The 23,998-nt window shown below is 71.8% G+C and carries 25 protein-coding genes; 14 read left to right on the top strand and 11 right to left on the bottom strand.

The features are described from left to right. Positions 1-67 precede the first annotated feature (67 nt). On the top strand, positions 68-2,071 hold the full coding sequence (gene ctaD / locus AB0I71_RS17070) for a cytochrome c oxidase subunit I (RefSeq protein ID WP_357585574.1): 2,004 nt from the start codon (positions 68-70) through the stop codon (positions 2,069-2,071). Between the two features lie 56 nt (positions 2,072-2,127). Here the strand turns inward: ctaD and AB0I71_RS17065 are convergent, their stop codons facing one another. The 4 genes from AB0I71_RS17065 to AB0I71_RS17050 form a co-directional block, all read right to left on the bottom strand. Beyond that, positions 2,128-3,003 carry a SigB/SigF/SigG family RNA polymerase sigma factor gene (locus tag AB0I71_RS17065; protein WP_357585572.1) on the bottom strand — a complete coding sequence of 292 codons (876 nt, stop codon included), beginning with the start codon at positions 3,001-3,003 and terminating at the stop codon, positions 2,128-2,130. A gap of 217 nt (positions 3,004-3,220) precedes the next feature. Next, positions 3,221-4,591, bottom strand: a complete 1,371-nt coding sequence (locus AB0I71_RS17060) for a hypothetical protein (RefSeq protein WP_357585621.1) — start codon at positions 4,589-4,591, stop codon at positions 3,221-3,223. Positions 4,592-4,840: 249 nt separating this feature from the next. Further along, positions 4,841-5,932, bottom strand: coding sequence for a thiamine pyrophosphate-binding protein (locus AB0I71_RS17055; protein WP_357585570.1), 1,092 nt, complete (start codon positions 5,930-5,932; stop codon positions 4,841-4,843). Next, complete coding sequence (locus tag AB0I71_RS17050) at positions 5,925-7,043, bottom strand: Vms1/Ankzf1 family peptidyl-tRNA hydrolase (RefSeq protein ID WP_357585568.1); 1,119 nt, start codon at positions 7,041-7,043, stop codon at positions 5,925-5,927. Before AB0I71_RS17050 ends, AB0I71_RS17055 begins: the two co-directional genes overlap by 8 nt. Before the next feature lie 147 nt (positions 7,044-7,190). Between AB0I71_RS17050 and AB0I71_RS17045 the strand changes: the two genes are divergently transcribed. Beyond that, a complete protein-coding gene (locus tag AB0I71_RS17045) occupies positions 7,191-7,730 on the top strand; it encodes a hypothetical protein (RefSeq protein WP_357585566.1) in 540 nt (179 codons plus the stop codon). 38 nt (positions 7,731-7,768) lie between these two features. Here AB0I71_RS17045 and AB0I71_RS17040 read toward each other — a convergent pair whose 3' ends face one another. Then, positions 7,769-8,113: a DUF3817 domain-containing protein gene (locus AB0I71_RS17040; protein ID WP_357585564.1), complete on the bottom strand. Its 345-nt coding sequence runs from the start codon at positions 8,111-8,113 to the stop codon at positions 7,769-7,771. A gap of 86 nt (positions 8,114-8,199) precedes the next feature. On the opposite strand from AB0I71_RS17040, the gene AB0I71_RS17035 reads away from it, so the two are divergent. Beyond that, positions 8,200-9,678, top strand: coding sequence for a glutamate--cysteine ligase (locus AB0I71_RS17035; RefSeq protein ID WP_357585562.1), 1,479 nt, complete (start codon positions 8,200-8,202; stop codon positions 9,676-9,678). 85 nt (positions 9,679-9,763) lie between these two features. Beyond that, complete coding sequence (locus tag AB0I71_RS17030) at positions 9,764-10,897, top strand: hypothetical protein (protein WP_357585560.1); 1,134 nt, start codon at positions 9,764-9,766, stop codon at positions 10,895-10,897. A gap of 294 nt (positions 10,898-11,191) precedes the next feature. On the opposite strand, the gene bla is transcribed toward AB0I71_RS17030, so the two are convergent. Continuing rightward, on the bottom strand, positions 11,192-12,046 hold the full coding sequence (gene bla / locus AB0I71_RS17025; protein WP_357585619.1) for a class A beta-lactamase: 855 nt from the start codon (positions 12,044-12,046) through the stop codon (positions 11,192-11,194). Positions 12,047-12,239: 193 nt separating this feature from the next. On the opposite strand from bla, the gene AB0I71_RS17020 reads away from it, so the two are divergent. From AB0I71_RS17020 to AB0I71_RS17000, 5 genes are all read left to right on the top strand, one after another. Further along, a complete protein-coding gene (locus tag AB0I71_RS17020; protein ID WP_357585558.1) occupies positions 12,240-13,121 on the top strand; it encodes a LysR family transcriptional regulator in 882 nt (293 codons plus the stop codon). Next, complete coding sequence (locus AB0I71_RS17015; RefSeq protein ID WP_357585556.1) at positions 13,118-14,026, top strand: serine hydrolase; 909 nt, start codon at positions 13,118-13,120, stop codon at positions 14,024-14,026. The genes AB0I71_RS17020 and AB0I71_RS17015 overlap by 4 nt, the downstream gene beginning before the upstream one ends. A gap of 91 nt (positions 14,027-14,117) precedes the next feature. Further along, positions 14,118-14,573 (top strand): hypothetical protein, encoded by a 456-nt coding sequence (locus AB0I71_RS17010; protein WP_357585617.1) that lies wholly within the window; start codon positions 14,118-14,120, stop codon positions 14,571-14,573. Beyond that, complete coding sequence (locus AB0I71_RS17005; protein ID WP_357585554.1) at positions 14,567-14,791, top strand: helix-turn-helix transcriptional regulator; 225 nt, start codon at positions 14,567-14,569, stop codon at positions 14,789-14,791. The genes AB0I71_RS17010 and AB0I71_RS17005 overlap by 7 nt, the downstream gene beginning before the upstream one ends. Further along, positions 14,788-15,780, top strand: coding sequence for an NAD(P)-dependent alcohol dehydrogenase (locus AB0I71_RS17000; RefSeq protein WP_357585552.1), 993 nt, complete (start codon positions 14,788-14,790; stop codon positions 15,778-15,780). Before AB0I71_RS17005 ends, AB0I71_RS17000 begins: the two co-directional genes overlap by 4 nt. Here AB0I71_RS17000 and AB0I71_RS16995 read toward each other — a convergent pair whose 3' ends face one another. Together AB0I71_RS16995 and argG are read right to left on the bottom strand one after the other, a co-directional pair. Beyond that, entirely contained in the window at positions 15,781-16,107 is a 327-nt protein-coding gene (locus AB0I71_RS16995; protein ID WP_357585550.1) for a hypothetical protein, read from the bottom strand. A 123-nt stretch (positions 16,108-16,230) separates the two neighbouring features. After that, entirely contained in the window at positions 16,231-17,679 is a 1,449-nt protein-coding gene (argG, locus tag AB0I71_RS16990; RefSeq protein ID WP_357585548.1) for an argininosuccinate synthase, read from the bottom strand. A 171-nt stretch (positions 17,680-17,850) separates the two neighbouring features. Between argG and AB0I71_RS16985 the strand changes: the two genes are divergently transcribed. Continuing rightward, complete coding sequence (locus AB0I71_RS16985) at positions 17,851-18,612, top strand: GNAT family N-acetyltransferase (protein ID WP_357585546.1); 762 nt, start codon at positions 17,851-17,853, stop codon at positions 18,610-18,612. Positions 18,613-18,708: 96 nt separating this feature from the next. Further along, entirely contained in the window at positions 18,709-19,323 is a 615-nt protein-coding gene (locus AB0I71_RS16980; protein WP_357585544.1) for a GNAT family N-acetyltransferase, read from the top strand. A 21-nt stretch (positions 19,324-19,344) separates the two neighbouring features. On the opposite strand, the gene AB0I71_RS16975 is transcribed toward AB0I71_RS16980, so the two are convergent. Further along, complete coding sequence (locus tag AB0I71_RS16975) at positions 19,345-19,935, bottom strand: NAD(P)H-dependent oxidoreductase (RefSeq protein ID WP_357585542.1); 591 nt, start codon at positions 19,933-19,935, stop codon at positions 19,345-19,347. Positions 19,936-20,137: 202 nt separating this feature from the next. Between AB0I71_RS16975 and AB0I71_RS16970 the strand changes: the two genes are divergently transcribed. Further along, positions 20,138-20,488 (top strand): UBP-type zinc finger domain-containing protein, encoded by a 351-nt coding sequence (locus AB0I71_RS16970; protein WP_357585540.1) that lies wholly within the window; start codon positions 20,138-20,140, stop codon positions 20,486-20,488. Between the two features lie 18 nt (positions 20,489-20,506). Here AB0I71_RS16970 and AB0I71_RS16965 read toward each other — a convergent pair whose 3' ends face one another. After that, on the bottom strand, positions 20,507-21,424 hold the full coding sequence (locus AB0I71_RS16965; RefSeq protein WP_357585538.1) for a LysR family transcriptional regulator: 918 nt from the start codon (positions 21,422-21,424) through the stop codon (positions 20,507-20,509). An 81-nt stretch (positions 21,425-21,505) separates the two neighbouring features. Here AB0I71_RS16965 and AB0I71_RS16960 point away from each other — a divergent pair, with 81 nt between their 5' ends. Continuing rightward, positions 21,506-22,486, top strand: a complete 981-nt coding sequence (locus tag AB0I71_RS16960; RefSeq protein WP_357585535.1) for a DMT family transporter — start codon at positions 21,506-21,508, stop codon at positions 22,484-22,486. A gap of 242 nt (positions 22,487-22,728) precedes the next feature. Beyond that, the gene (locus AB0I71_RS16955; protein WP_357585533.1) at positions 22,729-23,268 is read left to right on the top strand and encodes an NUDIX hydrolase; all 540 of its coding nucleotides are present in this window, start codon (positions 22,729-22,731) and stop codon (positions 23,266-23,268) included. Here AB0I71_RS16955 and AB0I71_RS16950 read toward each other — a convergent pair. Continuing rightward, positions 23,263-23,961, bottom strand: a complete 699-nt coding sequence (locus AB0I71_RS16950; protein WP_357585531.1) for a DUF6082 family protein — start codon at positions 23,959-23,961, stop codon at positions 23,263-23,265. The two genes, AB0I71_RS16955 and AB0I71_RS16950, sit on opposite strands and share 6 nt — an antisense overlap. Positions 23,962-23,998: the final 37 nt, after the last annotated feature.

Below are 23,998 nucleotides of genomic sequence, written 5' to 3'. Positions count from 1 at the left end.
CTGGTTACATGGTCGGCGGGGTGGGTAGCCACGCCCGTCCTTTCCGTCGTCAGCGGGGTGAGCGCTCATGCCCAAGCGGGTAACCACCGAACCCGGACAGGACCGAGGGCCGGCGATTCTCGCCCCGGCCCGGTTCGGCGGCTATCCCGGACCGCTGCGCAGGCCGCTTCCGGGCGGCAAGCTGGTCAGGTTCCTGGCCACCACCGACCACAAGCAGATCGGCCTGCTGTACCTGCTGACCTCGTTCGGCTTCTTCATTCTGGCCGGGATCGAGGCCATGCTGATCCGCGCCGAGCTGGCCCGGCCAGGTCTGCAGTTTCTCGCGCCCGAGCAGTACAACCAGCTCTTCACCTCGCACGGCGCGGTGATGCTGCTGCTGTTCGCCACCCCGGCGGCGTTCGGCTTCGCCAACTACATCGTGCCGATCCAGATCGGCGCACCGGACGTGTCGTTCCCCCGACTCAATGCGCTTGCCTACTGGCTCTACCTGTTCGGCGGACTGATGGTGGTCGGCGGGTTCCTGACCCCGGGTGGCTCGGCCGACTTCGGCTGGACCGCGTACACCCCGCTGAGCACCGTCGAGCACTCCCCCGGCGTCGGCGCGAACATGTGGGTGATCGGGCTGGTGGTGTCCGGTCTGGGCACCATCCTCGGCGCGGTAAACCTGATCACCACGATCCTGACCCTGCGCGCACCCGGCATGACCATGTTCCGGATGCCGATCTTCACCTGGAACATGCTGTTCACAAGCGTGCTGGTGATCCTGGTCTTCCCGCTGCTGGCCGCCGCGCTGCTGGCGTTGAGCGCCGACCGGCTGCTCGACGCGCAGGTGTTCAACCCCGACACCGGTGGACCGATGCTCTGGCAGCACCTGTTCTGGTTCTTCGGCCACCCCGAGGTCTACATCATCGCGCTGCCGTTCTTCGGCATCATCACCGAGGTGATCCCGGTCTTCTCCCGCAAGCCGATCTTCGGCTACACCGGGCTGGTGCTGGCCACCATCGCGATCACCGTGCTGTCGATGACGGTGTGGGCGCACCACATGTTCGCCACCGGCCAGGTGCTGCTGCCGTTCTTCAGCATCCTCAGCTACCTGATCGCGGTGCCCACCGGGGTGAAGTTCTTCAACTGGATCGGCACCATGTGGAAGGGGCAGCTCACCTTCGAGACGCCGATGCTGTTCGCCATCGGTTTCCTGGTGACCTTCCTGCTCGGTGGGCTCACCGGCGTGCTGCTGGCCAGCCCGCCGGCGGACTGGCACACCCACGACAGCTATTTCGTGGTGGCCCACTTCCACTACGTGGTCTTCGGCACGGTGGTCTTCGCGCTCTTCGCCGGCTTCTACTTCTGGTGGCCGAAGATGACCGGGCGACTGCTCGACGAGCGGCTCGGCAAGCTGCACTTCTGGAGCATGTTCATCGGCTTCCACGGCACCTTCCTGGTGCACCACTGGCTGGGCAACGAGGGCATGCCCCGGCGCTACGCCGACTACCTGCCCACCGACGGGTTCACCACGCTGAACACGATCTCCAGCATCTTCGCCTTCGTGCTGGGCGCGTCCACCCTGTTCTTCATGTGGAACGCGTGGAAGTCCTGGCGCTACGGCGCCGAGGTGACGGTGGACGATCCCTGGGGCTTCGGCAACTCGCTGGAGTGGGCCACCACCTGCCCGCCGCCGCTGCGCAACTTCGACCGGATGCCCCGGATCCGTTCGGAGCGCCCGGCGTTCGACGCCAAGTACGGTGAACTCGTCTCCGACCTGGGCCGCGACCTGCCACAGCGGACCACCCGGCCGCCGCAGGAGTTCCGCGAGGAGATGCACCGGGAGGCGCACGTGCCGGAATCGCCGAGTGCCGAGGGAGCGCACGGCGCGCGGGAGGCCGTCGCGTACCAGCCCGCGCCGCAGTCCGGCGCCCGGCCGGTCGACGTGCCGGAACCGGAGGAGGTACGCCGGCCCAGCTTCGGCGAGACCGACGAACCGGAGGACAACCCGCTGGGCGCGCAGCGCGACCCGCAGCCCAACGACCGGTGGCGGCATCCGCGTGGGCCCGGAGACACCCCGGAGAACTGACCGACGCGTACGGGTCGGGGCGGCACCGGTCGGTGCCGCCCCGACGACGTTTCCGGTCAGCGGCCGCGTACCGGAGTCGCGGCGCGCGACTGGTTGGTCGCCTCGGACTCGGCCGGACCGTTCTGCCAGGGTGGCGGCGCGTCGGCGAGCATCGCCTGGCGCAGCCAGGTCAACGCCCTCGACAGCAACCGGGACACGTGCATCTGGGAGATGCCGAACCGGGCGGCGATCTCGGCCTGGGTCTGATTGCCGTAGAACCGCATGGCCAGGATCCGCCGCTCCCGCCAGGGCAGCCGGTGCAGCAGGCCGCTGACGGTCACCCGGTCGTCGACCGACTCCAGTGCGATGTCCGACTCGCCGACCAGGTCACCGAACTCCGCCGAGCTCTCCCCGCCCACCGGTGCGTTCAGCGACGCCGGGCTGTAGCCGGCCGCCGACTCCAGCGCGGCGAGAATCTCCTCCTCCGGCGTCTCCAGCCGTTTCGACAGCTCGGCCACCGTCGGCGCCCGGGACAGCTCGCTGGTCAGCGCCGCTGTCGCCTGTCCCACCTCCAGGATCAGGTCGCGCAGCCGGCGGGGCACGTGCACACCCCAGGTGCGGTCCCGGAAATGTCGCTTGATCTCACCCACGATGGTGATCGCGGCGTACGCGGTGAACGAGCCCCGTTCCGGGTCGTAGCGGTCGACCGCGTTGACCAGCCCCAGACGGGCCACCTGCTCCAGATCCTCAAGCGGTTCCCCGCGTCCCCGGTAGCGGCGGGCCAACCGGCCCGCGAACGGCAACGCGAACCGCACCAGGTCGTCGCGTGCCTCCCCACGACGTTCCGGCGGCAGACCTTCGATCCGCGCCGCGTACGCCAGCGCCGCGGCGTCGAGGTCCTCCAGCCCCCGATCGGTGGGTGGTGGTGTGGTTGTGGTGGTCTGTCCGAACATCCGCGCCTCCCTCGGGAAGGACCCGCCCGGATTCACCGACACCGGGCACGCGCGTAGGCACGCACGGGCCTGTGACTGGGTTACGTACTGGGATGTCAGCGGGCGACGGCACCGTGCCACGCAAGGTGATCAGCCTGTCGCAGCCGGCGGTGTTCCCGCTCCGTAGGTACTCAATCACGGGATCGCGGGTTCGCGAGGATGTTTCGTCAGCCCGGTCTCAACAGATCAGCAGGCCGTGGTGGCCACCGCCGTCGCGCAGCGCGGCAAGCGCCTCGGAGGTCGCGAGCGGTGCCGGGTTGGGCAGGTCGTACGGCTGGGCCCTGAGCACCTCGGTGGCCCGTCGGGTGGGTACCGAGGTGACCGGGTAGCCGCGCGCCGAGGTGCGGTCCAGGGCCCGACGCCGCCGGCCGAAGCCGGCGACCGCCAGCCACTGCGGCAGGCCGGCCAGGGCCGGTGAGCGTACGCCCGGCGGCTCCGGCAGCACGTCGACCGAGGTGAACGACTCGCTGCCGGCCAGCCACCACTCCACCTGCTCGACGCTGCGCCGGGTGGCGTTCTCGCACCAGTACGGCACCAGCCCGGCCCGGAGCACCTGCCAGGGGTCGAGCAGCCGGCCGCATTCGACCACCAGGCGGTCACCGGTCTTGCCGGCGGCCCGCAACCAGCGCCGGTACAGGTCGGCGGTGGCCGCGCTGAGCGCCTCCGGCGTGGGCACCAGGATGCGGTGCAGCGGATGACCGTGCCGCGAGGTCCAGTCCCGTACGCCCTGGTCGAAACCGGACTCCACGCCGTGCTCCGCGGCGGCGGGCGGCGCGGAGATCTCCGGTGGTTCCCAGTGCGCGCTGTCCCCGCCGGCCGAGCGCAGCACCTGTCGCAACGCGTGGCTGTCGGGATGGAAGTCCACCGGGTTCAGGCCACTGGCCGGGCAGCCGAGCTGGAAGCTGTGCCCGTCGGCGGCGTCGACCACCGGCCAGGTCCGGGTGTCCCGCAGCACCAGCACCGGCGCGCCGGGCGCCAGCCGTTCGGCCAGGAAGCTGCGGTACGCCGCCGGTAGCGCCCGCCAGCGGCCGGTCAACGCCACCGTCGCCCCGGCCAGCGCACCTCGGCTGGCCGGGCAGTGCACCTGCCGCAGGTGCAGGTCCGGGTTGCCGGCGAGCAGCCGTCCGGCGAGCGCCGCACCGTGGTCCAGGGCGGCGCGCGGCCGGTCCACCGCACCCTGCGGCCAGTGCGCGATCATCTCGAACCCGGCGGGCAGCCAGGGCATGCCCAGCGCCACCGCCAGGTGTGCGACACCGCCGTGCGGGGAGCCCAGCAGCACGCCGGGATACCGGCGACGCGGGTACTGGTCGACGAACCACCTGGCGACCCGCCCCGCGTCGACCTCGGCGGCCTGCCCGGCGGTGAGCGCGATCCGGCCGGCGGAGCGGATCGCCGCAGCCCGTCGCACCGGGTCGGGCGTGCCGGCGAAGCGGGACACCGGCCCGGCGTGTCCGAGGTCGGCGCAGTCGTTGCCGCGCAAGGCGCGGGCGGTGGCCGCGACCAGGGTCCGGACGGTGCTGCCGGCGGCGACGACGCGGTCACCGGCCATGCCGGCCCCGGCCGCCGTGAGTCCCGGGCGCACCTTGCGCCCCGGCTCCACCTTGCCTCGATCGCTCACCACGCGGCCCGGCTTCCCGCCACGATGCGGGTTAAACAGGGCATCCCCCCACCGAGCGGCATCAATCAGGGGATCTTGCCCCTTCCCCCCAACACCGACCACCCGCCATCGCCGGGGCCCCGTCGCCGGGCAGCAACATCCCGGATGTTGTCGCATCCCCCGATGGGTCGGGACGGCAGGTCAGGTGGCGTGAGGGGCCGGGAGGGGGCGTTGCGCCTCGATCATCGGAGCGGTGAGCCGGCTCCGCGCGCCGAGGATCAGCGCGTCCGTCATCACCTCCAGCACGCACGGCCGGTCGGCGTTCAGCGCCTCGTCCCAGGCCGCGCCGACCAGCTCCGGCCGGTCGACGCGCACTCCGTGCAGGCCGAGCAACCGGGCCCAGCCGGCGTACGGGACGTCGTCCGTCATCGGCAGGTCCCCGGGCCGGGGGTGGCCGGACCGGTTGTTGAACACCAGCACCACAAGTCGCGGGTCGGGCCACACCGACCGCTGGCGGGAAACGGTGACCAGTTCGGCCAGTCCCTGCGAGCGCATCCCCTCGTCGGTGACTAGGGCGATCACCGGCCGCTCCGGGGCGGCCAGCTTCGCGGCCACGGCGTACGGCAGGGCACCGCCGGGTGGTCCGGCGGGACCCATCAGGACGTGCGCCGGCGTCTTCAGGGGTGCGGCCGGCAGGGTGCCGTCGACGATCACCGTGCCGTTCGACGGCAACCGGGTGGACAGCTCGTCGAGTACCAGCCGGACGTCGAGCCCGGCGTCCGGCCGGGCGGCCGGTGCCCCGCCGTCCGGTGGCTGGTACGGCAGCACCAGGCCGACCGGGCCGCCATCTCGCGACGCGGCGCGTAGCGCCTCGTCCACCAGCTCCGGCACCCGAGCCGGTTCGTCGGCGTACCGGAGGCGATGGCACACCTCGGCGAGCTGTCGCTGGGCGAGCCGGACGACGTCGGACGGGCCCGGGCCCGGATCGGCGACGACGGTGAGCACCGGCAGGCCGGCGCACCGGGCGGCGGCGAGCCCGGCGAGCAGGCCCGCGGCGGCCACCCCGCCGGTCGCCAGGCAGACGCCCGGCCGGCCGGTGAACCGGGCGTGCCCGGCCGCCATGACCGCGGCGCTCTCCGCGTTGCGGGCGGGTACGAACTCCGGGTCGCCGCCGGTGGCGTCGAGCGCCTCGACCAGGGACACGACCGCCCCCTGTGGGTGGCCGAAGACCCGCCGCACCCGCCAGGCCGACAGCCGGGTGACCACCGCGTCAGCGACGCTCGGGTCAGGCACCGCCCCGTCCCGGAGTGACCGGGTCGACGTAGCGCAGCACCGCGCCAACCCCGTCCACCAGCTGCGGCGCCTCGTCCGGGCCGAGCACTGTCAACTCGGCGTCGGTGCCCACCAGGGCACGCACCAGCGCCGCGTCGGCCCGGACCCGCTCCGGTTCGGCGACCGTGGGCAGCTGACCCGGTTCGGTCGCGATGTCGGTGGCCGCCGGGCCGATCCAGAGTTGGCCGTCGGCCGACGGGTCGTCGACGATCAGCATCGTGTCGACCTGGTTACGCTGCAACGCAGCGACCACGGCGTCAAGTCCGGCGCCGACGTCCTCCTGCGTGCCGAAGCGGTCCAGGGCCGCGTTCACCCGCTGGTCGGCCACCTCGGCGATGGTCTGCACGGTCAGGTCGTCCAGCAGGGTCTGGTCCGCGCCGCCGGCCCGGGAACCGGCGTCGGTACGGACCACCATGTCCTGCCAGCGGTCCGGCATCTGGGCGGCGATCATGCCGGTGGCGCGGACGTCACCGGCCACCACCACCACCTCGGCACCCACCCGTTCGGCCAGTTCGACTGTCGCGGCGGTGACGTCACCGGCGTTGTGATGCCACGCCTCCATCGCGGCCCGCTGGTAGCGCGACTGGGACCAGCCGCCGGGCTTGACCCGGCGCAGCTGGTAGCTCTCCCGGCCGGCCACATGCGCCCGGCGCGGCACGCCACCGGCGCTCACCGACATCGCGTCGGCACCGGTCCGGTCGGCCAGTACCCGCACCCAGGCCACCTGCTCACCACGTTGGGCCAGCAGCGGCATCACGTGCGGCAGCGGGTCGTACGCGGCCAGGTCCCGACGTGGCGGGGCGGACAGGTACTCGGAGAGCACCACCTGTCCGTGGGTGCCGAACACGGCCAACCCGTAGTCACCGGGCATCGGGTCGTGTCCCCGGATCACCCGGTCGATGGCGGCGAGCGTCGGCTCGTCCGCCCCCTGCTCGGCCAGTTGCCGTTGCAGGCCGCGCCAGCGCAGATCGAGCGCCGCGTGCGCGTCCTCGGTGTCCAGGGAGGCGTCCAGGTAAACCGAGCACCACGGGCCCGGACGCTGGTACAGCGGGCGCAGGAAGGACAGCTGCATGCTCGACCCCTTTCCAGCTCGGCCCACCGCTTACCCGCGTCGCGGTGCTTGTCACCTGCCGGCAACCGCGTGACCGGTTTTCATTCACGTCGTTCAACCCCGAGGATCGATACGATCTGTAGGCGTAGGCGGACTCTGGGTGGTGGGATGGACACGACATCGTATTCCCGGCGCAGCCTGCACCCCACCGGACGGATCCTCACCGCGCAGATCGTGCGCCTGATGGACGGCTATCCCCGGGAGGTGCGGGTGGGGCAGCCGGTGCTGGTGGTGGTGCTCGCCGCGGCGGGGGTGGCCGGCCTGCTCGCCCGGCTGGTACGCGCGCTGCTCTCGGCCGGCTCCGGCACCGGCCGGCGCAGTTTCAAAGAGCTGAAGAAAGGCCCGGAGTACCTGGTCACCCCGGTTCGCCTGCGGGACGCCGACGGCCGGCTCTACGAGGTGGAGTTGCACGGGCACCTGCCGCAGAGCGCCCTGCATCCGGCCGACCACGTCCAGCTGACCCTGCGCGACCAGGGCGATCCCGACCTGGCACCGAAGATCGAACGGATCGTCAACCTCACCACCGGGCAGTTGCTCCGGCCGCGTACGGCCACGATGTGGTCGCACCTGGGGCCGCCGCTGCTGCTGCAGGCGGTGCTGGGCGTGCTGGTGATCGCCACGGTGGCCGCCTGCACCGCGGTCAGCTGAGGCGCACGGCGCAGCCTGCGGCAGCGCCGGGGACGGCGTCAGCCGACGGGAGCGGGTTCCGGGGCCGGTTCGGTGATGTCGAGCATGCCCCGCCGACGCGCCCAGCGCTCGAAGACGACTGTGGCGAACGGCGGCACCGCGCAGGCCAGTGCCACGCCCGTGGCCAGCAGGCCCCACCGGTGCACCCGCGCCACCGCCAGCACCAGCACGCCGTACGCGACGAAGAGCGCGCCGTGGATCGGGCCGAAGACCTGCACCCCCAGTTCGTTGCCGGGCGGGCCGTACTTGACCACCATCCCGGCCAGCAGGCCGGCCCAGGAGATCGCCTCCGCGATCGCCGCCACCACGAACAGTCGGGTCACCTTGTCACGCACGATCGCCATGTTACGGACAACTCGACAGGCCCGACCTCCGCAGGTGGCATGGACGTGCGACGTTTGGGGTACCAGCGGTGACAGGGTGGTGACCAATGGGCGAGGAAGTCGGCGTACAGACCTTCAGCCGCCAGGATCGGGCTCGCTATCGCGACAAGGTACGTCGCTGTCTCGACGTCTTCGCCGAGATGCTGCGTGAGTCCCGGTTCGACGTCGACCGGCCGATGACCGGGTTGGAAATCGAGCTGAACCTGGTCGACGCCGACTCGATGCCGGCCATGCGCAACACCGACGTGTTGCGCGCGGTGGCCGACCCGAGCTTCCAGACGGAACTCGGCCAGTTCAACGTCGAGATCAACGTCGCGCCTCGGCGGCTGACCGGTACCGGCACCGCCGAGTTCGAGGAGCACGTGCGCGCCAGCCTGAACGCGGCCGACCAGCGGGCCCGCACGGTCGGCGCGCAACTGGTGATGATCGGCATTCTGCCGACCGTGCTGCCGGAGCACCTGACCGCCGCCACCCTGTCGGCCAATCCCCGCTACGCGCTGCTCAACGAGCAGATCTTCGCCGCGCGGGGTGAGGACCTGCGGATCGCCATCAACGGGGTGGAACGGCTTGCGGTCACCGCCGACACGATCACGCCGGAGGCGGCGTGCACCAGCACCCAGTTCCATCTCCAGGTCGGTCCCGGCCAGTTCGCCGACTACTGGAACGCCGCCCAGGCGATCGCCGGGATCCAGGTGGCGCTCGGCGCGAACTCGCCGCTGTTCTTCGGCCGTGAGCTGTGGCGCGAGACCCGGATCCCGCTGTTCCAGCAGGCCACCGACACTCGTTCCGAGGAGATCAAGACCCAGGGTGTACGCCCCCGGGTCTGGTTCGGCGAACGCTGGATCACCTCGGTGTTCGATCTGTTCGAGGAGAACGTGCGCTTCTTCCCGGCGTTGCTGCCGGTCTGCGATCCGGAGGACCCGTCCGAGACGCTCGCCGCCGGAGGCGTACCGACCCTGGCGGAGTTGCGGCTGCACAACGGCACCATCTACCGGTGGAACCGGCCGGTCTACGACGTGGTGCGGGGCCGGCCGCACCTGCGGGTGGAGAACCGGGTCCTGCCGGCCGGGCCGACCGTGCTGGACACCGTCGCCAACGGGGCGTTCTACTTCGGACTGGTCCGGGCGCTCGCCGAGGCCGACCGGCCGCTGTGGTCGCAGATGTCGTTCAGCGCCGCCGAGGAGAACTTCAACACCTGCGCCCGGCACGGCATCGACGCCCACGTCTTCTGGCCCGGTCTGGGTTATCTGCCGGTCACCGAGCTGGTGCTGCGCCGCCTGCTGCCACTGGCCCACCACGGGCTGGACCGTTGGGGTGTCGAGCCGGACGAGCGGGACCGGCTGCTCGACATCATCGAGCAACGCTGCCTGACCGGGCGTAACGGTGCCAGCTGGCAGGTGGCCACGCTGCACCGGCTGGAGTCGACCGACCAACTGGACCGCCCGGACGCGCTGCGTCAGGTGGTCCGGCACTACGTGGAGCTGATGCACAGCAACCGGCCGGTCCACGAGTGGCCGATCCCCTGACCACCTCCCGACACAAAGGGTGACTGGTCCGTCACAGCCGCTACCGTGAGTGGGTTTCGTCCGCCGGGTGGAGAGGATCCCGCCGATGCCGCGGTCACCACGTCATGCCGTCCCACTCACCGTCGCCCTGCTCGTCGTCAGCCTGCCGCTGCCCGCCACGGCGAGCCCCGGGCTCGCGCAGTCCGCAGACCCGCGCGCCACCGCCGCCGCGCCGGTCACGCCCACGTCCGTCACCGCGACCGGGTCCCATCGGCAGGCGGCCGGTCGGAGCACGGTCGCCAGCACGCCCGGCGAGGTCCGGACCACGCTCCGGGACGCGGCCACCGGCGCCGCCGTGCGGGGGTGCGTGTCACTGATCCCGGTCGACCGCGACCGGCTCACCGTCGTGGGTCTCGGCGAGGCGCAGGACGGCCAGTACGGCGGCTGCACCGGGCTCGACGGTGGCGACCTGGTCGCCATCAACGTGGCGCCCGGCCGCTATCACCTGTTCGCCGAACCCTACGACGGCGGGCAGTACGGCCGGCAGTGGGTCGGTCGGCACGGCGGCACCGGGCAGCGGGAGCGCGGGGTCACCGTCAGGGTACGTCCGGGCCAGACGGTCACCGTCCCGCCGGTCCGGTTCGACCCGCCGGGCAGCGTCACCGGCCGGGTCACCCGCGCGGCGGACGGCACGCCGGTCTACGGCGGATACGTCCTGGTCCTGCCGTTCGTCCCGCATCCCAAGTACGGCGACTACGGCCCGATGACCGACCAGGACGGCCGGTACACCGTGACCGGCCTCGGGCCGTACCGCTGGCCGCTGTACTACACCGGCGACTACCTGGCCAGTCAGTGGTCCGGCGCAACGGCCGACCGCACGAAGGCGCGCCTGGTGCGGGTCCGGGCCGGCACGACAGTCGCCGCCGCTGACCAGAGGCTCGTCGCGGGCACCCCGGTCAGCGGGACCATCGCCGTCGCCGAGTTGCCGAGCTACTCCCAGGTCATCGCCTTCCACGCGCGCACCGGCGATGTGACGGGAGTGATCGACGTCGGCGACGACTACAAGCTGCGGCTGCTGCCCGGGCAGCGGGTGCTGCTGCGCTGCGACTGCGCATACGCGCCCAGCCGCTGGTTCCCCAACGCCCTGGACATCTCCGGCGCCCAGTCACTGCGGATCGGGCATACACCGGTCACCGCCAACTTCGACCTGACCGGTCCCGCCACGGCCGCGGCTCCCTGACCGGCCGCCCGGACCGGCCACCGCCCGGCCCGTCAACGCAGTGCCGGACCGGTCAGCACCCGGCCCGTCAACGCGGCCCCGGACCGGACCGGGCCCCGGCCACCGACCGGGACCGGCCACCAGAACGACCCGTCCTGGTCGCCTGGTGGCCGGTCCGCGCTGTTCGCGCTGTTCGCGCTGTCCGCGCTGTTCGTGCTGTCCGTGCTGTCCGTGCTGTCCGTGCTGTCCGTGCTGTCCGTGCTGTCCGTGCTGTCCGTGCTGTCCGTGCTGTCCGTGCTGTCCGTGCTGTCCGGGTCAGCGCAGCGCGTCGAGGGTGATCTCGGCGGCCCGGGCGAGCAGGGCGTCGTCGCGCTCGGCGTCGGGCTCGGCCCGGTCGGAGAGCACGGCGAGCACGATCGGCGCCCGGTCGGGCGGCCAGATGACCGCTATGTCGTTGCGGGTGCCGTGGTCGGCCGAGCCGGTCTTGTCCCCCACCGCCCAGCCGTCCGGCACGCCGGCCCGGATCGTCTTGTCGCCTGTGGTGTTGCGCTTGAGCCAGTCGACGAGCACGGCCCGGTCCTCCGGGGCGAGGGCGTCGTCGACCGCGTACGCCCGCAGCGTGGTGGCCAGGGCCCGCGGCGAGCTGGTGTCACGGCGCTCGCCCGGGACGTACGCGTTGAGTTCGGTCTCCCACCGCACCGGCTCGGTGACCTCGTCGCCGACCTCGCGCAGCACCTGCTTGAAGCCGGAGGGGCCGCCGAGCTGCTTGAGCAGCAGGTTCCCGGCGGTGTTGTCGCTGTAGCGCACCGCCGCGTCGGCGATCGCGCGCAGCGACAGGCCGGTGTCGACGTGTCGCTCGGTGATCGGCGAGTAGGTGACCAGCTCGTCGCGGGAGTAGGTGACGACCCGGTCCAGCTCCTCGTCCGAGGTCGCGGCGAGCACCGCGGCGGCGGCGAGGGCCTTGAAGGTCGAGGCGTACGCGAAACGCTCGTCGGCCCGGTGTGCGACGGTGCTGCCGCTGCCGGTGTCGATCGCGTACACGCCGAGCCGGGCGTCGAACTCCCGCTCCAGTGGGGCGAAGTCGACGGTGACTTGGGTGGCGGACGCCGACGGGCTGGACCCGGCCGGTGTCGGCGCGGACGGGGTGCCGGGAGAGCAGCCGGCGAGCAGGCCGAACGTCAGGGCGGCGGCGAACGCGACGGCACGGGTACGGCGGTTGGTACTGGTCACGGCGGTTCCTTCCCTCGATCAGCCGGTCTGGCGGACGTCGTCCGGGCGACCGGCACCCAGGTTCGCAGCGCTGCCCCATGCTGTCGAAGACACCGACGACGGTACCGATGCCGAATCGGCATAGACTGCCGGCGTGGATCTGGTGGCGGCCTGCCGGGCGTTCGTGTCGGTCGGCACCCATGGCAGCTTCACCGTCGGTGCCTCCGTCGCCCGCATCCCGCAGTCGGTGGCGAGCCGACGGGTCGCCGCCCTGGAGCGGCACCTCGGTGGGCGGCTGTTCGACCGCACCTCGCGCAGCGTCACGCTCACCCCGTTCGGGCGGGACATGCTCGCCTCCGCCCGACGGATCGTCGACCTGGCGGAGGCGATGGAACACGACGCCGAACGGGCCCGACTGCGTCCGTTCCGGCTGGCCGTGCCGGCGGTCTGCGCACCCCGGTCGCTGGCCCGGCTGGTGGTCGAGGCTCGCCGGCACGACCTGAACCTGGAGCTGCGCCGGGGCGAGCCGGCGGAACGCGCCCGGCTGCGCCAGAGCCTCGAGGTGCGGGCCGCGCTTGTCTGCGTACCGCCGGACGAGGCCGCGTGGCGGGTGCCGCTCGGTCTCGCGGGCGGCACCGACCCGGATGTCGACATGCTGCGGCTGGAATCGCTGCGCGCGCCCCGGGCCGACCGCCGGGCCCGTCGGCGCCGGGTCTGGATCTCACCGGAGGACGACGTGCCGCACGTCCGCGACCCGCTGACCCGGCTACGCGACGCCGTCGGGTTGCAGCCGACCCAGGTGGCGGTCGCGGTTTCCGTGGTCGACGCCGCCGCCGACGCGCTCGCCGGCACCGACCTGGTGCTCTGCTCCCCCGCCGAGGCGCACGAACTGGGCCTGCACTGGCGGCCCCTCGGTGGGCTACGCCCGGTTCGCGGCTACCAGGTGTCGGCCGGTGCCCGGGAGGATGCCGAGCGGCTGCGCGGCGAGTTGGGTGCCGCCGTGGCGCGGTGCCTGGGCGTACCGGAGGCGGCGTGACGGTCGGTCGACTGCTCCGCACCGCCCGGGAGACCCTGCGCGACGCCGGCCTGCGCGGCTGCCTTCTGGTCCGTGACCTCGACTCCGGCGACGAGTTGGGGCTCGACGCCGACGTGGTGCTGCCCGTCGCGTCGTTGGTGAAGGTGCCGCTCGCGGTGGCCACTGTGGACCGGATCGAACGCGGGGAACTCGACGGTGCCGCCGGGATCACGGTGGCACCCGGGCGGGTACGCACGCCCGGTCCGACCGGGTTGAGCCGGTTCCGGCATCCGGCCACCGTGGCGATCGACGACCTGCTCTACCTCAGCGTGGCGATCAGCGACGAGGGGGCCTCGGACGCGCTGTTCGCCCTCACGCCGCCGTCGGCGGTCGCCGGCACGCTGCGCCGGTTCGGTATCGACGGAATCAGCGTCCGGCACCCCACCCGGGACCTCACCGACACCCCGGCCGAGCGGTTCGCTCCGGACGAGGTGCACCTCGCGCACTCCCTTGCCGCCGCCGCGACCACCGCCGGTCAGGGCCACCCGGTCGCGCAGTTGGACGCGGGTCGGGCCAACTCCGGCTCGGCCCGGGCCTTCGTCGAGCTGCTGCACGCGCTGTGGCGCCCGTCGCGGATCCCGACGGCGGTGGCCGGCCGAGTGCGCGAGCTGATGGGCGACAACCTGCTGCGTCAGCGGCTCGCCCCGGACTTCAGCTCGGACGCCGCCCGCTGGTCGTCGAAGACCGGCACCCTGCTCAATCTGCGACACGAGGTTGGCGTGGTGGAGCATGCCGACGGCCAGGCGTACGCGGTGGCCGCGCTCAGCGAGTCGACGGTGCCGGCGGCGGTGCAGCCGCAGGCCGAGGCGGTGCTGGCGCAGGTTGCCCGGGAGCTGCACGACGCCCTGCGTGCCGCCCGAGGCTGACCTTCGACGGGTCGCGCCACCAGGTGTGACGGAAAGTCGATGTAAAGCTTTCTAGACATGGTGTCAAAGACGCCTTACTCTGAGCGTGTCAATGATTCTTTACATCAAGGAGTCGGTGATGACGCACCAGGAGAAGCGGGCCTGGATCATGCTGGTGGTCAGCGTGGTCGGCTACGCCATCTACGTGGCCGTGATCCTGAGCCGCGCCGACGACGGGCGACTGGCCTCGACGCCGTACGCCGGTGCTCTGTTCTGGACGATCGGCGGCGCGATCGCCGCCAGCATGGTCCTCGAGATCGGACTGGGCGTCGTGAATCCCCGCGCCTCGCGGGTCAGTGACGTGCGCGACCGGGAGATCGGGCGGCTCGGCGACCACGTCGGGCAGGCGTTCGTGGTGATCGGCGCGGTGTCGGCGATGCTCATGGCGATGGCGCAGTGGCACTGGTTCTGGATCGCCAACGTGATTTACCTCTGCTTCGTGCTCTCCGCGGTGATCGGCTCGCTGGCGAAGGTGATCGTCTACCGCAGGGGCGTGCCGCAGTGGTGAAACCGACCCGCGTCACCAACAACATCCGGGCGCTGCGGTTCGCCCGCGACGAGATGACCCAGGCCGCGCTGGCCGAGCGGATCGGCGTGACCCGGCAGACCATCATCGCCATCGAGCAGGGTCGCTACTCCCCCTCGCTGGAAATGGCCTTCCGGATCGCCCACGTGCTCGGCGTACGGCTCGACGAGGTGTTCCAGTATCCCGAGGAGGCATCGTGAAGGCCATCGTGCACGACACTTACGGCCCGCCGTCCGCGCTCCAGCTCCGCGACGTCGACCGCCCCGCCGTCGGCGACCGCGAGGTGCTCGTACGGGTTCACGCGGCCGGCGTCGACCCGGGAGTGCTGATCTTCCTGGAGGGACGTCCCTACCTGGTACGACTCGCGTCCGGGCTGCGCCGACCCCGGGTGCCGGTCCTCGGCCGGGACGTGGCCGGCGTGGTGACCGAGGTCGGTGCCCGGGTGACCCGCTTCCGCCCCGGCGACGAGGTGTACGGCACCTGCCTGCGCGGGTCGTACGCCGAGTTCGCCGCCACCCACGAGCGGCGGCTGGCCGGCAAGCCGACAAACCTGACCTTCGCGCAGGCCGCCGCCGTGCCCGTCTCCGGGATGACCGCCCTGCGCGCGGTCCGCGACACCGGTCAGGTACGCCCAGGTCACCGGGTGCTTGTCATCGGCGCCTCCGGCGGGGTCGGTTCCCAGGCCGTCCAGATCGCCAAGGCGTACGGCGCGACCGTCACCGGCGTCTGTGCCCCCACGAAGACCGACTTCGTCCGCTCCCTCGGCGCCGACGACGTCCTCGACTACAGCCGCGAGGAGATCGACCGGGACGGCCCGGTGTACGACGTGGTCATCGACACCGGCGGAAACCGTCCACTGTCGCTGCTGCGGCGCGCGCTCACCCCGCGCGGCACGCTGGCCCTGGTTGGCGGGGACTGGACCCGGGGCCGGCTGCTCGGTGGGTACGGCCGGCAGATGTTCGGGGCGCCACTGCTGTCGACCGTCGTCGGCCACCGGCTGCGCGCCGTCAGCGCCCAGGAGCGCATCGAGGATCTTGACGAACTGCGTGCCCTCATCGAATCCGGCGCGCTCACCCCGTCGGTCGACCGCAGCTTCCCGCTCGCGGAAACGGGAGACGCGCTACGCCATTTCACCGACCGGCACCCGGCCGGCAAGGTGGTGGTCGCCGTCACCCACCCCGACGATTAGTCAGCCGCCCGCCTGCCACACCGTCCACAGGCCGTACAGGGCCGCGACGCCCAGCGCCACGGTGCCCAGCGCCACCGACCGGCGGTACTGCTCGCCCGGACGGACCCGGACGGCGACGACGACAGCCACGTAGAGCACCGCCACGATCGTCGTCCAGACCCATGCGGCCGAGATCCGTGCGTCGACCCGACAACCGGCCGGAGCCGGGTGCACCGCGGGGCACACGTCGACGCGCGGCACGGCCAGGTACCAGAAGCCGGCCCAGGCCAGGAGTGCGACGACGCTCGCCACGGCGACCGCCTGCCAGGGTCGGACACCTGCGAGCACCGCGACCTCCTCCACGCTCCGAAGGCGGCAAGCGTACCGGTCAGGGATCGGCAGGCCGCAGACGGCACCGCCCGCCGCCGACGGTTGGTGATCGTCGGCGGCGGGCGGGCGAGCCTGGCCCGGTCAGTCGACGCCGAATTCCATCGCGGCGCGGTCGAGCGCCTCGTCCTCCGCCGACGGGACGCCCCGGGAGGCGATCGCCTCCGCACCACCCTCCGGCATCGCGCCGATCAGCCCGGTCGAGGCGGCCTGCGCGGCGCCGACCACCCGCTGCGGAGCACCGCCGACCATGCCCAGCTGCGCGTACTGCTCCAGCTTGGCCCGCGAGTCGGCGATGTCGAGGTTGCGCATGGTGAGCTGACCGATGCGGTCGGCCGGACCGAAGGCCGAGTCCGTCGTACGCTCCATCGACAGCTTGTCCGGGTGGTAGCTGAAGGCCGGCCCGGTGGTGTCCAGGATCGAGTAGTCCTCACCTCGGCGCAGCCGCAGCGTCACCTCGCCGGTGACGGCCGTGCCGACCCAGCGTTGCAGCGATTCGCGCAGCATCAGCGCCTGCGGGTCGAGCCACCGCCCCTCGTACATCAGCCGACCCAGCCGGCGACCCTCGTTGTGGTAGTTGGCCAGGGTGTCCTCGTTGTGGATGGCGTTGACCAACCGCTCGTACGCGGCGTGCAGCAGCGCCATGCCGGGTGCCTCGTAGATGCCCCGGCTCTTGGCCTCGATGATCCGGTTCTCGATCTGGTCGGACATGCCCAGCCCGTGCCGGCCGCCGATGGCGTTGGCCTCCAGCACCAGGTCGACAGCGCTGCCGAACTCCTTGCCGTTGATGGTCACCGGCCGACCCTGGTCGAAGCCGATCGTCACGTCCTCGGTGGGGATCTCCACGGTCGGATCCCAGAACCGGACGCCCATGATCGGGTTGACCGTCTCGATGCCGGTGTCGAGGTGTTCGAGGGTCTTCGCCTCGTGGGTGGCGCCCCAGATGTTGGCGTCGGTGGAGTACGCCTTCTCGGTGCTGTCCCGGTACGGCAGGCCCCGCGCCAGCAGCCACTCCGACATCTCCTTGCGACCACCGAGATCGCTGACGAAGTCGGTGTCCAGCCACGGCTTGTAGATCCGCAGTTGCGGGTTGGCCAGCAGGCCGTAGCGGTAGAACCGCTCGATGTCGTTGCCCTTGAAGGTCGAGCCGTCGCCCCAGATCTGCACGTCGTCGGAGATCATCGCCCGTACCAGCAGCGTTCCGGTGACGGCCCGACCCAGCGGCGTGGTGTTGAAGTACGCCCGACCGCCCGAGCGGATGTGGAAGGCGCCGCAGGTCAGCGCGGCCAGCCCCTCCTCGACCAGGGCCGCACGGCAGTCGACCAGACGGGCGACCTCGGCGCCGTAGCTGAGCGCGCGATCGGGCACCGAGGCGATGTCGGGCTCGTCGTACTGGCCGATGTCGGCGGTGTAGGCGCACGGGATGGCGCCCTTGTCGCGCATCCACGCGACCGCGACGGAGGTATCGAGGCCACCGGAGAAGGCGATGCCGACACGTTCACCAGTGGGCAGGGAGGTCAGAACCTTGGACACAAGGAAGAGTATGCACCAGCGCGCATACCCATGCAAGCCGGATGGCGGGGAAGGCAGCCTGTTCACCGTCCGGCTACCGGATGCCGAGGCGGGCGCGGGCGGACGGGCGGGATCGGCGACCGGGTGAATATTCGGTGGCCGACGCCAACGATCGAGCAGCAGGCTGCTGACATGGATGTCGACCCGCTGCTGACCCAGGCCCGGCAGTTGTGGATCGAGCTGGCCGGCGCGCCGGTCGCCTTTCCCACCCGGGGTGTCGCGGTGGTGGCCTCGGCTGAGTCGTCGACGTGTCCGCCGGGCTGGGTCGGCATCGTCGCCCTGGGTGACGCCGCGATCTGCACCGTGCCGACGGATGACCTGGTTGGCGTCGTGACGCGGGCCTGTCACATGCTCCCGGTCGCGGCGCTGACCGACCCCGAGCGACTGGCCGCCGTGCTACCGGTCACGCAGGTGCTGGGTCCCGCCACGCTCGCCTACTGCGACGACCACAGCTACCGACCGCAGCGGCGACAGCCGATTGAACAGCTACCCGTCCATCACCCGGATCTCGTCGACTTCCTGGCGTCGGTCCCGGCCGAGGACGCGGCGGAGTGCGGACTGACCGACATCACCTCTGCCGCGTACGTCCTGCGCGCCGGAACGGCCATTGTCGCGGCGGCCGGCTACCGGCACTGGCCGCGCCGGGTGGCCCACCTGAGCGTGCTGACCGCGCCGAGCCGGCGGGGACGCGGCCTCGCCCGTGCCGTCGCCGGAGCGGCCACGGCGGACAGCCTGGCCGACGGGTTGGTGCCCCAGTGGCGGGCCCGACCAGCAGCCTCCCGTCGGGTGGCACGCGCGCTCGGTTTCCGCGAGCTTGGCGCCCAGCTCAGTGTGCGCGTCGGCGGCAGCGACCAGACGCGACTCGGTCCAGGATCGAACACCACGGCGCCATAGGCGAACGCGGCGTCCGGCGGGACCGTGGCGGGCACCCGTTCGGATCGGCGGCGAAAATCACGCGCCGCGCAGGCGGGCTCGTGCGATCGTGGCCCGATGCCGCAACCGGTTCTGCGTACCGATCGTCTGCTGCTGGTCCCGCTCGCCGACCGGCACCTCGACCTGGAGGTCGAGTTGGACTCCGACCCGGAGGTCCTGCGCTACCTCTACGGTCGGGCCCGCACCCGGGACGAGGTGGTCACCTCGCACGCCGACCGGATGGTCCTGGCCGACAAGGTGGACGGCCTCGGCTACTGGATGGCGTTCGGCACCGACGGCGGGGTGCGCGGTTCGACGCCGCCGGAGGTCGAGGACGACGGCGAGTTCGTCGGGCTGATGATGCTCCCGCCGGCGCACGGCCCCGACCAGCCGGACGATCCGGCCGTCGCCGAGCTGGGCTACCGCATCCTGCGCCGACACTGGCGCCAGGGTCTGGCCAGCGAGGCCTCCCGGGAACTGCTGCGGCACGCCTTCGACACGGTCGGTCAGCGCCGGGTCATCGCCCAGACGATGGCCGTGAACACCGGGTCCCGCCGGGTGATGGAATCCGTCGGCCTGCGCTACGTCCGCACCTACTTCCCGTCCTGGGACGATCCGCTGCCCGGAACGGAACAGGGTGAGGTCGAGTACGCGATCACGCGCGAAGAGTGGCGGGCCGCCCGACGCCGGTGAGGCGGACGGCCCGCAGCGGCACTATGCCGAGGACTGGGGCGTCGACATCGTCGTACCGGCCCGCAGGCCCGCCAGCGCGCCACTCCAGGCCACCAGTTGGTCGAGCATCATGTTCACCGAGCCCTCCTGGTGCGGACCGGGCCGGAACGCGGTGAAGTTCTCGAAGTCGGTGAACAGCGAGAGCGCCACCTGCGCCCGTACGTCGGCCATCTGCAACTCGGCCACCACCAGCCGCAGGTGCTCCACGGCGCGGGCGCCGCCGACGCTGCCGTAACTGACGAACCCGGCCGCCTTGTTGTTCCACTCGGCGTAGAGGAAGTCGATCGCGTTCTTCAACGCCCCGGACGTGGAGTGGTTGTACTCCGGCGTCACGAAGACGTACCCGTCGAACGATGCGATCTTCTCGGCCCACCGCAGCGTGTGTGGCTGCGTGTACTGACCGAGTGACGGGGGCGTCATCTCGTCGAGGTGCGGCAGGTTGAAATCCAGGAGATCCACGAGTTCGTACTCGGCGTCGACCCGCTGCGCGGCGATGTCGTACACCCAGCGCGCCACGGTCTCCCCGTGCCTCCCCGGGCGAGTGCTTCCGATGATGATGCCGATCCTGGTCATTGCGGTCCCCTCCGCTCCTGGGCTGGCGAGCGCGGGCGATTACCCGCTCTGCCGCATCCCGAACGGATCCGACTCCCCGACCTCACCGCGTTGATCATGGCGCGGCGGGCGCACGCCGCTGCCGTGCGGACCGGGTTAGGGTGGGGTTGCCGCTGGCATCCCAGTCGAGCCGTGGCACTCAGCTCAGTCCGGAGGACGCGCGATGGAGGGCATCGACCCCGAGGTACCGCCGAGCGGGCCGGGCTGTGCCGACTGCACCTCGGCCGAGCCACCGAGCTGGTGGTTCCACCTACGGCGGTGCGGCCAGTGCGGTCACATCGGATGCTGTGACTCCTCGCCGAACCAGCACGCCAGCGCGCACCATGCCGCGACCGGGCACCGGTTCGTCCGCAGCTTCGAACCGGGCGAGGAGTGGTTCTGGGACTACCACGAGCAGGTGCTCTACGACCAGGGGCCGACGCTCGTGCCACCCGTCAGCCGTCCACCCGAGCAGGGCGCACCCGCCCCGGCCGACCGGGTGCCCGCCGACTGGAAACGGCACCTGCACCGCTAGCGCCCTGGTCCGCGGCGATCATGCGGTGCCGAGGCTGACCGGGGTGTGTGCGGCGCGGGCGGCGTCCCGTAACGCGGCGACCGCCATCCGCGCCGCCGGTGTGTGCTCGACCGCGTCGTGCACCACCACGTGGATGGACCGGGTCGGCGTCGGGCGGAGCAGTCGGACGCAGCTCACGCCCTCCGGCAGGTGTGCCGCGCCGAGCGCGGGCAGCACCGTGAGACCGATGCCGGCGGCGACGAAGGCCAGCGCCGTCCGGTAGTCGTGCGCCTCGACCCGGAAGGCCGGGCTGAAGCCGGCGGCGGTGCAGGCTTCGAGGAGGTTCGCGCGGCACCAGCCCCGGGCGAAGTCGTTGTCGACCCACCGCTCGTCGGCGAGGTCGGCCAGGTCCGCCTCCTCCTGGCCGGCGAGGCGGTGCCCGGCCGGCACCACGGCGACGTACGGGTCGTCGAGAAGGTGGTGGGCGGTGAAGCCCGACCCGGGGTCGAAGCCGCTGCCCGCCACGACCACCTGGACGTCGGCGCGCTCCTCCCGGCTGTCCGGGATGTGTTCGCGCAGTTGCAGGTCGAGTCGCACCCCGGGGAGTTCGGTGAGAATGCCCCGCACCACGTGCGGCATCCACGCCGCACCAACCGACGCGAAGTACGCGATGGACAGCGCGCCGGTGCGGCCGGTGCGCAGATCCGCGATGAGCGATTCGGCAGCACCGACCCGGGCGAGCACCCGATCTGCCTCGGCGGCCAGGGCGTGCCCGGCGGCCGTGGGCCGCAGGCCGCGCCCAGCTCGGGCGAGGAGGGTGAGGCCCGTCTCGCGTTGCAGCGCGGTGAGGTGCTGGCTGACGGCGGAGGAGGTGTAGCCGAGGTTGGCGGCGGCGGCCTGGACCGACCCGGAGGCCACGACGGAACGGAAGACCCGGAGGCGGTGAACGTCGAGCACGGCACAACAATAAAGCGCGACTAAAGTGTTGTGAAGAAACAGTCGCTGGTGCTGAATCTTCGGGCGGCCGAGAATCGCCTCATGAGCAGCCCTTCGATGACCGAGCCCGCCGCACCGATCCGGACCGTCCCCGAGCAGACCGGCACCGCGTACACCCGGCGCGGGGAGCGGCCCCGGTCCTGGCCGACCGTCGCTGCCGCCGGGACCACGGTTCTGCTGTGGGCCTCGGCGTTCGTGGGCATCCGCTTCGCCGGGCACGACTACTCCCCCGGCGCCATGGCACTGGGCCGCATGGTGGCGGCGTCCGCCGCGCTGAGCGTGTTCGTCGCGGTCATCGCCAGACTCCGGCGAGCGCCGAGATCCGCGCCACGCCCGGGTGGCCTGCCTCGTGGTGGCACGCTGGGGCTCGTCGCGCTCTGGGGGGTGGCCTGGTTCGGCGGGTACAACGTGGCGCTCAACGCCGCCGAGCGGCTCGTCGACGCCGGGACGGCGGCCCTGCTGGTGGCCGTCGCGCCCATCCTCGTCGCGGTGGCCGCGGTCCTCGTCCTGGGCGAACGGCTCACCGGCCGGCTCGGTGTCGGGGTGGCGGTCGCCTTCGTGGGTGTCGCCCTGATCGCGGCCAGTGGCTTCACCGGGCACGCCGACAAGCTCGGCGTAGCGTTGGCGGTGCTCTCCGCCCTGCTGTACGCCTTCGGCGTACTGCTCCAGAAGCGCCTCCTGGCGCGGATGGACGCACCGACGATGACCTGGCTCGGTGCGCTGGCCGGGACGGCCGCCCTGCTGCCGTTCGCCCCCACCCTGTTGGAGGAACTCGCCGCGGCCCCGCCACCGGCCACCCTGGGCGTGTTGTTCCTGGGCGTGTTCCCGACCGCGATCGGCTTCCTGACCTGGGGTTACGTGCTGTCTCGCTGGACGGCGGGGCGCACCACCGCCGCCACCTACCTGGTTCCGCCGGTGACCGTCCTGCTGTCCTGGACGCTGCTGGGTGAGGTACCGGCACCGCTGGCTCTGTTGGGCGGCGCGCTCTGCCTGACCGGCGTGGTGTTCGCGACGCGGCGCTGAGGCCGGCCGGTGCGGGCCGACTCCCGGACGATCTCATCGAGGAAGGTACGCGCCGACGACCGACGCGTACCTTCGTCGTTGGCTCCCTCGCCGCCCGGACCTGTCCCGCCTGCCCCGGACTGCTGGGTGTGCGGGCCCTGTCGAGCTGACGGCACAGACGGATCACCGGGCCGCAGACTGTGCCGTACCCGCGTCGGCGTGGGGCTTCCCACCGTCAGCACCGGTACGGCTACCGTCGGTCCGTGACCTGGACCGAACCTTCCGTCTGGTACGCCAACCTGCCTGCCTTCCACGCCTCCGCCGGAGCCCTGATCACCAACCCGGCCGGCGACGTCCTGCTGGTCAAGCCCCGCTACCGCGACCACTGGGCGTTCCCGGGCGGCGGCGTGGAGGCGGACGAGTACCCGCACCACGCATGCGCCCGGGAGGTCCGCGAGGAGCTGGGCCTCACCCTGCCCATCGGTGACCTGCTCGTGGTGGACTGGGCACCACCCGAGGGGCCGCGCCTGCGTGCCCTGGTCCACTTCACCTTCGACTGCGGCACGCTCAGCGGCTCCGAGCGTTTCGAACTGCCCGACGACGAACTGACCGAGGCTGCCTTCTGCCCACCGGCTGAAGCCGAGCAGCGCCTCCCCGTCGGCGTGGCCCACCGGGTGAGCGCCGCCGTCCACGCCCGATCCAGGCAAACGCCGATCTATCTTCCCGCCGCCGTCAGCCTCGCAGCGGCCGATCGAGCAACCACCAGCAAAGCGTCTGACCGGCGGGAAGCACTGGACTCATGAGCGAGAGCCAAGGAGACACACCGCCCTGCGCCTGCGCGTCACGGAACGCAGCAGGATCCCGACGCCGATAGCGGCTACCACACCGACCGCGAGAGTGCGGCTCCGACCGTCGGTTGAAGACGCGAGCTCCGGCGGGCTCGGAACCGTAGCGGGCACCGTCGACAGGACAGACGACCGGGCCGCGCGATCGCATTCATCGGAGAGGATGGCGACGAACTTCCTCCGTCGGCGGGAACTGTAGTACGACTGGCCGTTGACCTCCCACCACTCGCGCGCCACCGCCGACTCGAACAACCGCCTCGCCACAACGTGCAGTGTGTCCTCCCGCATCTCCGCGAGATCCCACACCATCGCCCAGTGGCTGACGAACAGGTTGGCGTACACCTTTAGGTGGTTGTCCGGGTCGGCAAGCGCTGCGGATCCGTCCACATAGAGGTACTCGGGATTGTCGAGTGCCAGCTTGACGATGTCGAACTGCCGCTGCCGGATCGAGTGAAGCTGACTGATCCGATTCAGGCTGCTCTGCATCAGTAGAGAGGCCGACACACCGACCAGGGCGAGCCCGGAGAGGACCGCCGACGTGCCGCCGTACGCCTGGCCCATGTCGGACAGATGGCTCCACTGCACGGGTAGGTCCGCCAGCCACGTCATGGCCAGCGGCGACAGCCCGATCAACCCGACGGCCAGAGCCACCAGCAGGGGAACCAACATCCTGCGAGCCCACCGCTTC

The sequence above is a fragment of the Micromonospora sp. NPDC049891 genome, from assembly GCF_040660295.1.
GTDB lineage: Bacteria > Actinomycetota > Actinomycetes > Mycobacteriales > Micromonosporaceae > Micromonospora.
The sequence above is the reverse complement of the archived record's forward strand: the minus strand, read 5'-3'. Positions and strand labels throughout refer to the sequence as shown.

Excerpts from the sequence above, each read along its gene's own strand:
- ctaD (WP_357585574.1), top strand. The coding sequence starts at position 68 with ATGCCCAAGCGGGTAACCACCGAACCCGGACAGGACCGAGGGCCGGCG.
- AB0I71_RS17065 (WP_357585572.1), bottom strand. The coding sequence starts at position 3,003 with ATGTTCGGACAGACCACCACAACCACACCACCACCCACCGATCGGGGG.
- AB0I71_RS17060 (WP_357585621.1), bottom strand. The coding sequence starts at position 4,591 with ATGGCCGGTGACCGCGTCGTCGCCGCCGGCAGCACCGTCCGGACCCTG.
- AB0I71_RS17050 (WP_357585568.1), bottom strand. The coding sequence starts at position 7,043 with ATGCAGCTGTCCTTCCTGCGCCCGCTGTACCAGCGTCCGGGCCCGTGG.
- AB0I71_RS17045 (WP_357585566.1), top strand. The coding sequence starts at position 7,191 with ATGGACACGACATCGTATTCCCGGCGCAGCCTGCACCCCACCGGACGG.
- AB0I71_RS17040 (WP_357585564.1), bottom strand. The coding sequence starts at position 8,113 with ATGGCGATCGTGCGTGACAAGGTGACCCGACTGTTCGTGGTGGCGGCG.
- AB0I71_RS17035 (WP_357585562.1), top strand. The coding sequence starts at position 8,200 with ATGGGCGAGGAAGTCGGCGTACAGACCTTCAGCCGCCAGGATCGGGCT.
- AB0I71_RS17030 (WP_357585560.1), top strand. The coding sequence starts at position 9,764 with ATGCCGCGGTCACCACGTCATGCCGTCCCACTCACCGTCGCCCTGCTC.
- AB0I71_RS17010 (WP_357585617.1), top strand. The coding sequence starts at position 14,118 with ATGATTCTTTACATCAAGGAGTCGGTGATGACGCACCAGGAGAAGCGG.
- AB0I71_RS16985 (WP_357585546.1), top strand. The coding sequence starts at position 17,851 with ATGGATGTCGACCCGCTGCTGACCCAGGCCCGGCAGTTGTGGATCGAG.
- AB0I71_RS16980 (WP_357585544.1), top strand. The coding sequence starts at position 18,709 with ATGCCGCAACCGGTTCTGCGTACCGATCGTCTGCTGCTGGTCCCGCTC.
- AB0I71_RS16975 (WP_357585542.1), bottom strand. The coding sequence starts at position 19,935 with ATGACCAGGATCGGCATCATCATCGGAAGCACTCGCCCGGGGAGGCAC.
- AB0I71_RS16970 (WP_357585540.1), top strand. The coding sequence starts at position 20,138 with ATGGAGGGCATCGACCCCGAGGTACCGCCGAGCGGGCCGGGCTGTGCC.
- AB0I71_RS16960 (WP_357585535.1), top strand. The coding sequence starts at position 21,506 with ATGAGCAGCCCTTCGATGACCGAGCCCGCCGCACCGATCCGGACCGTC.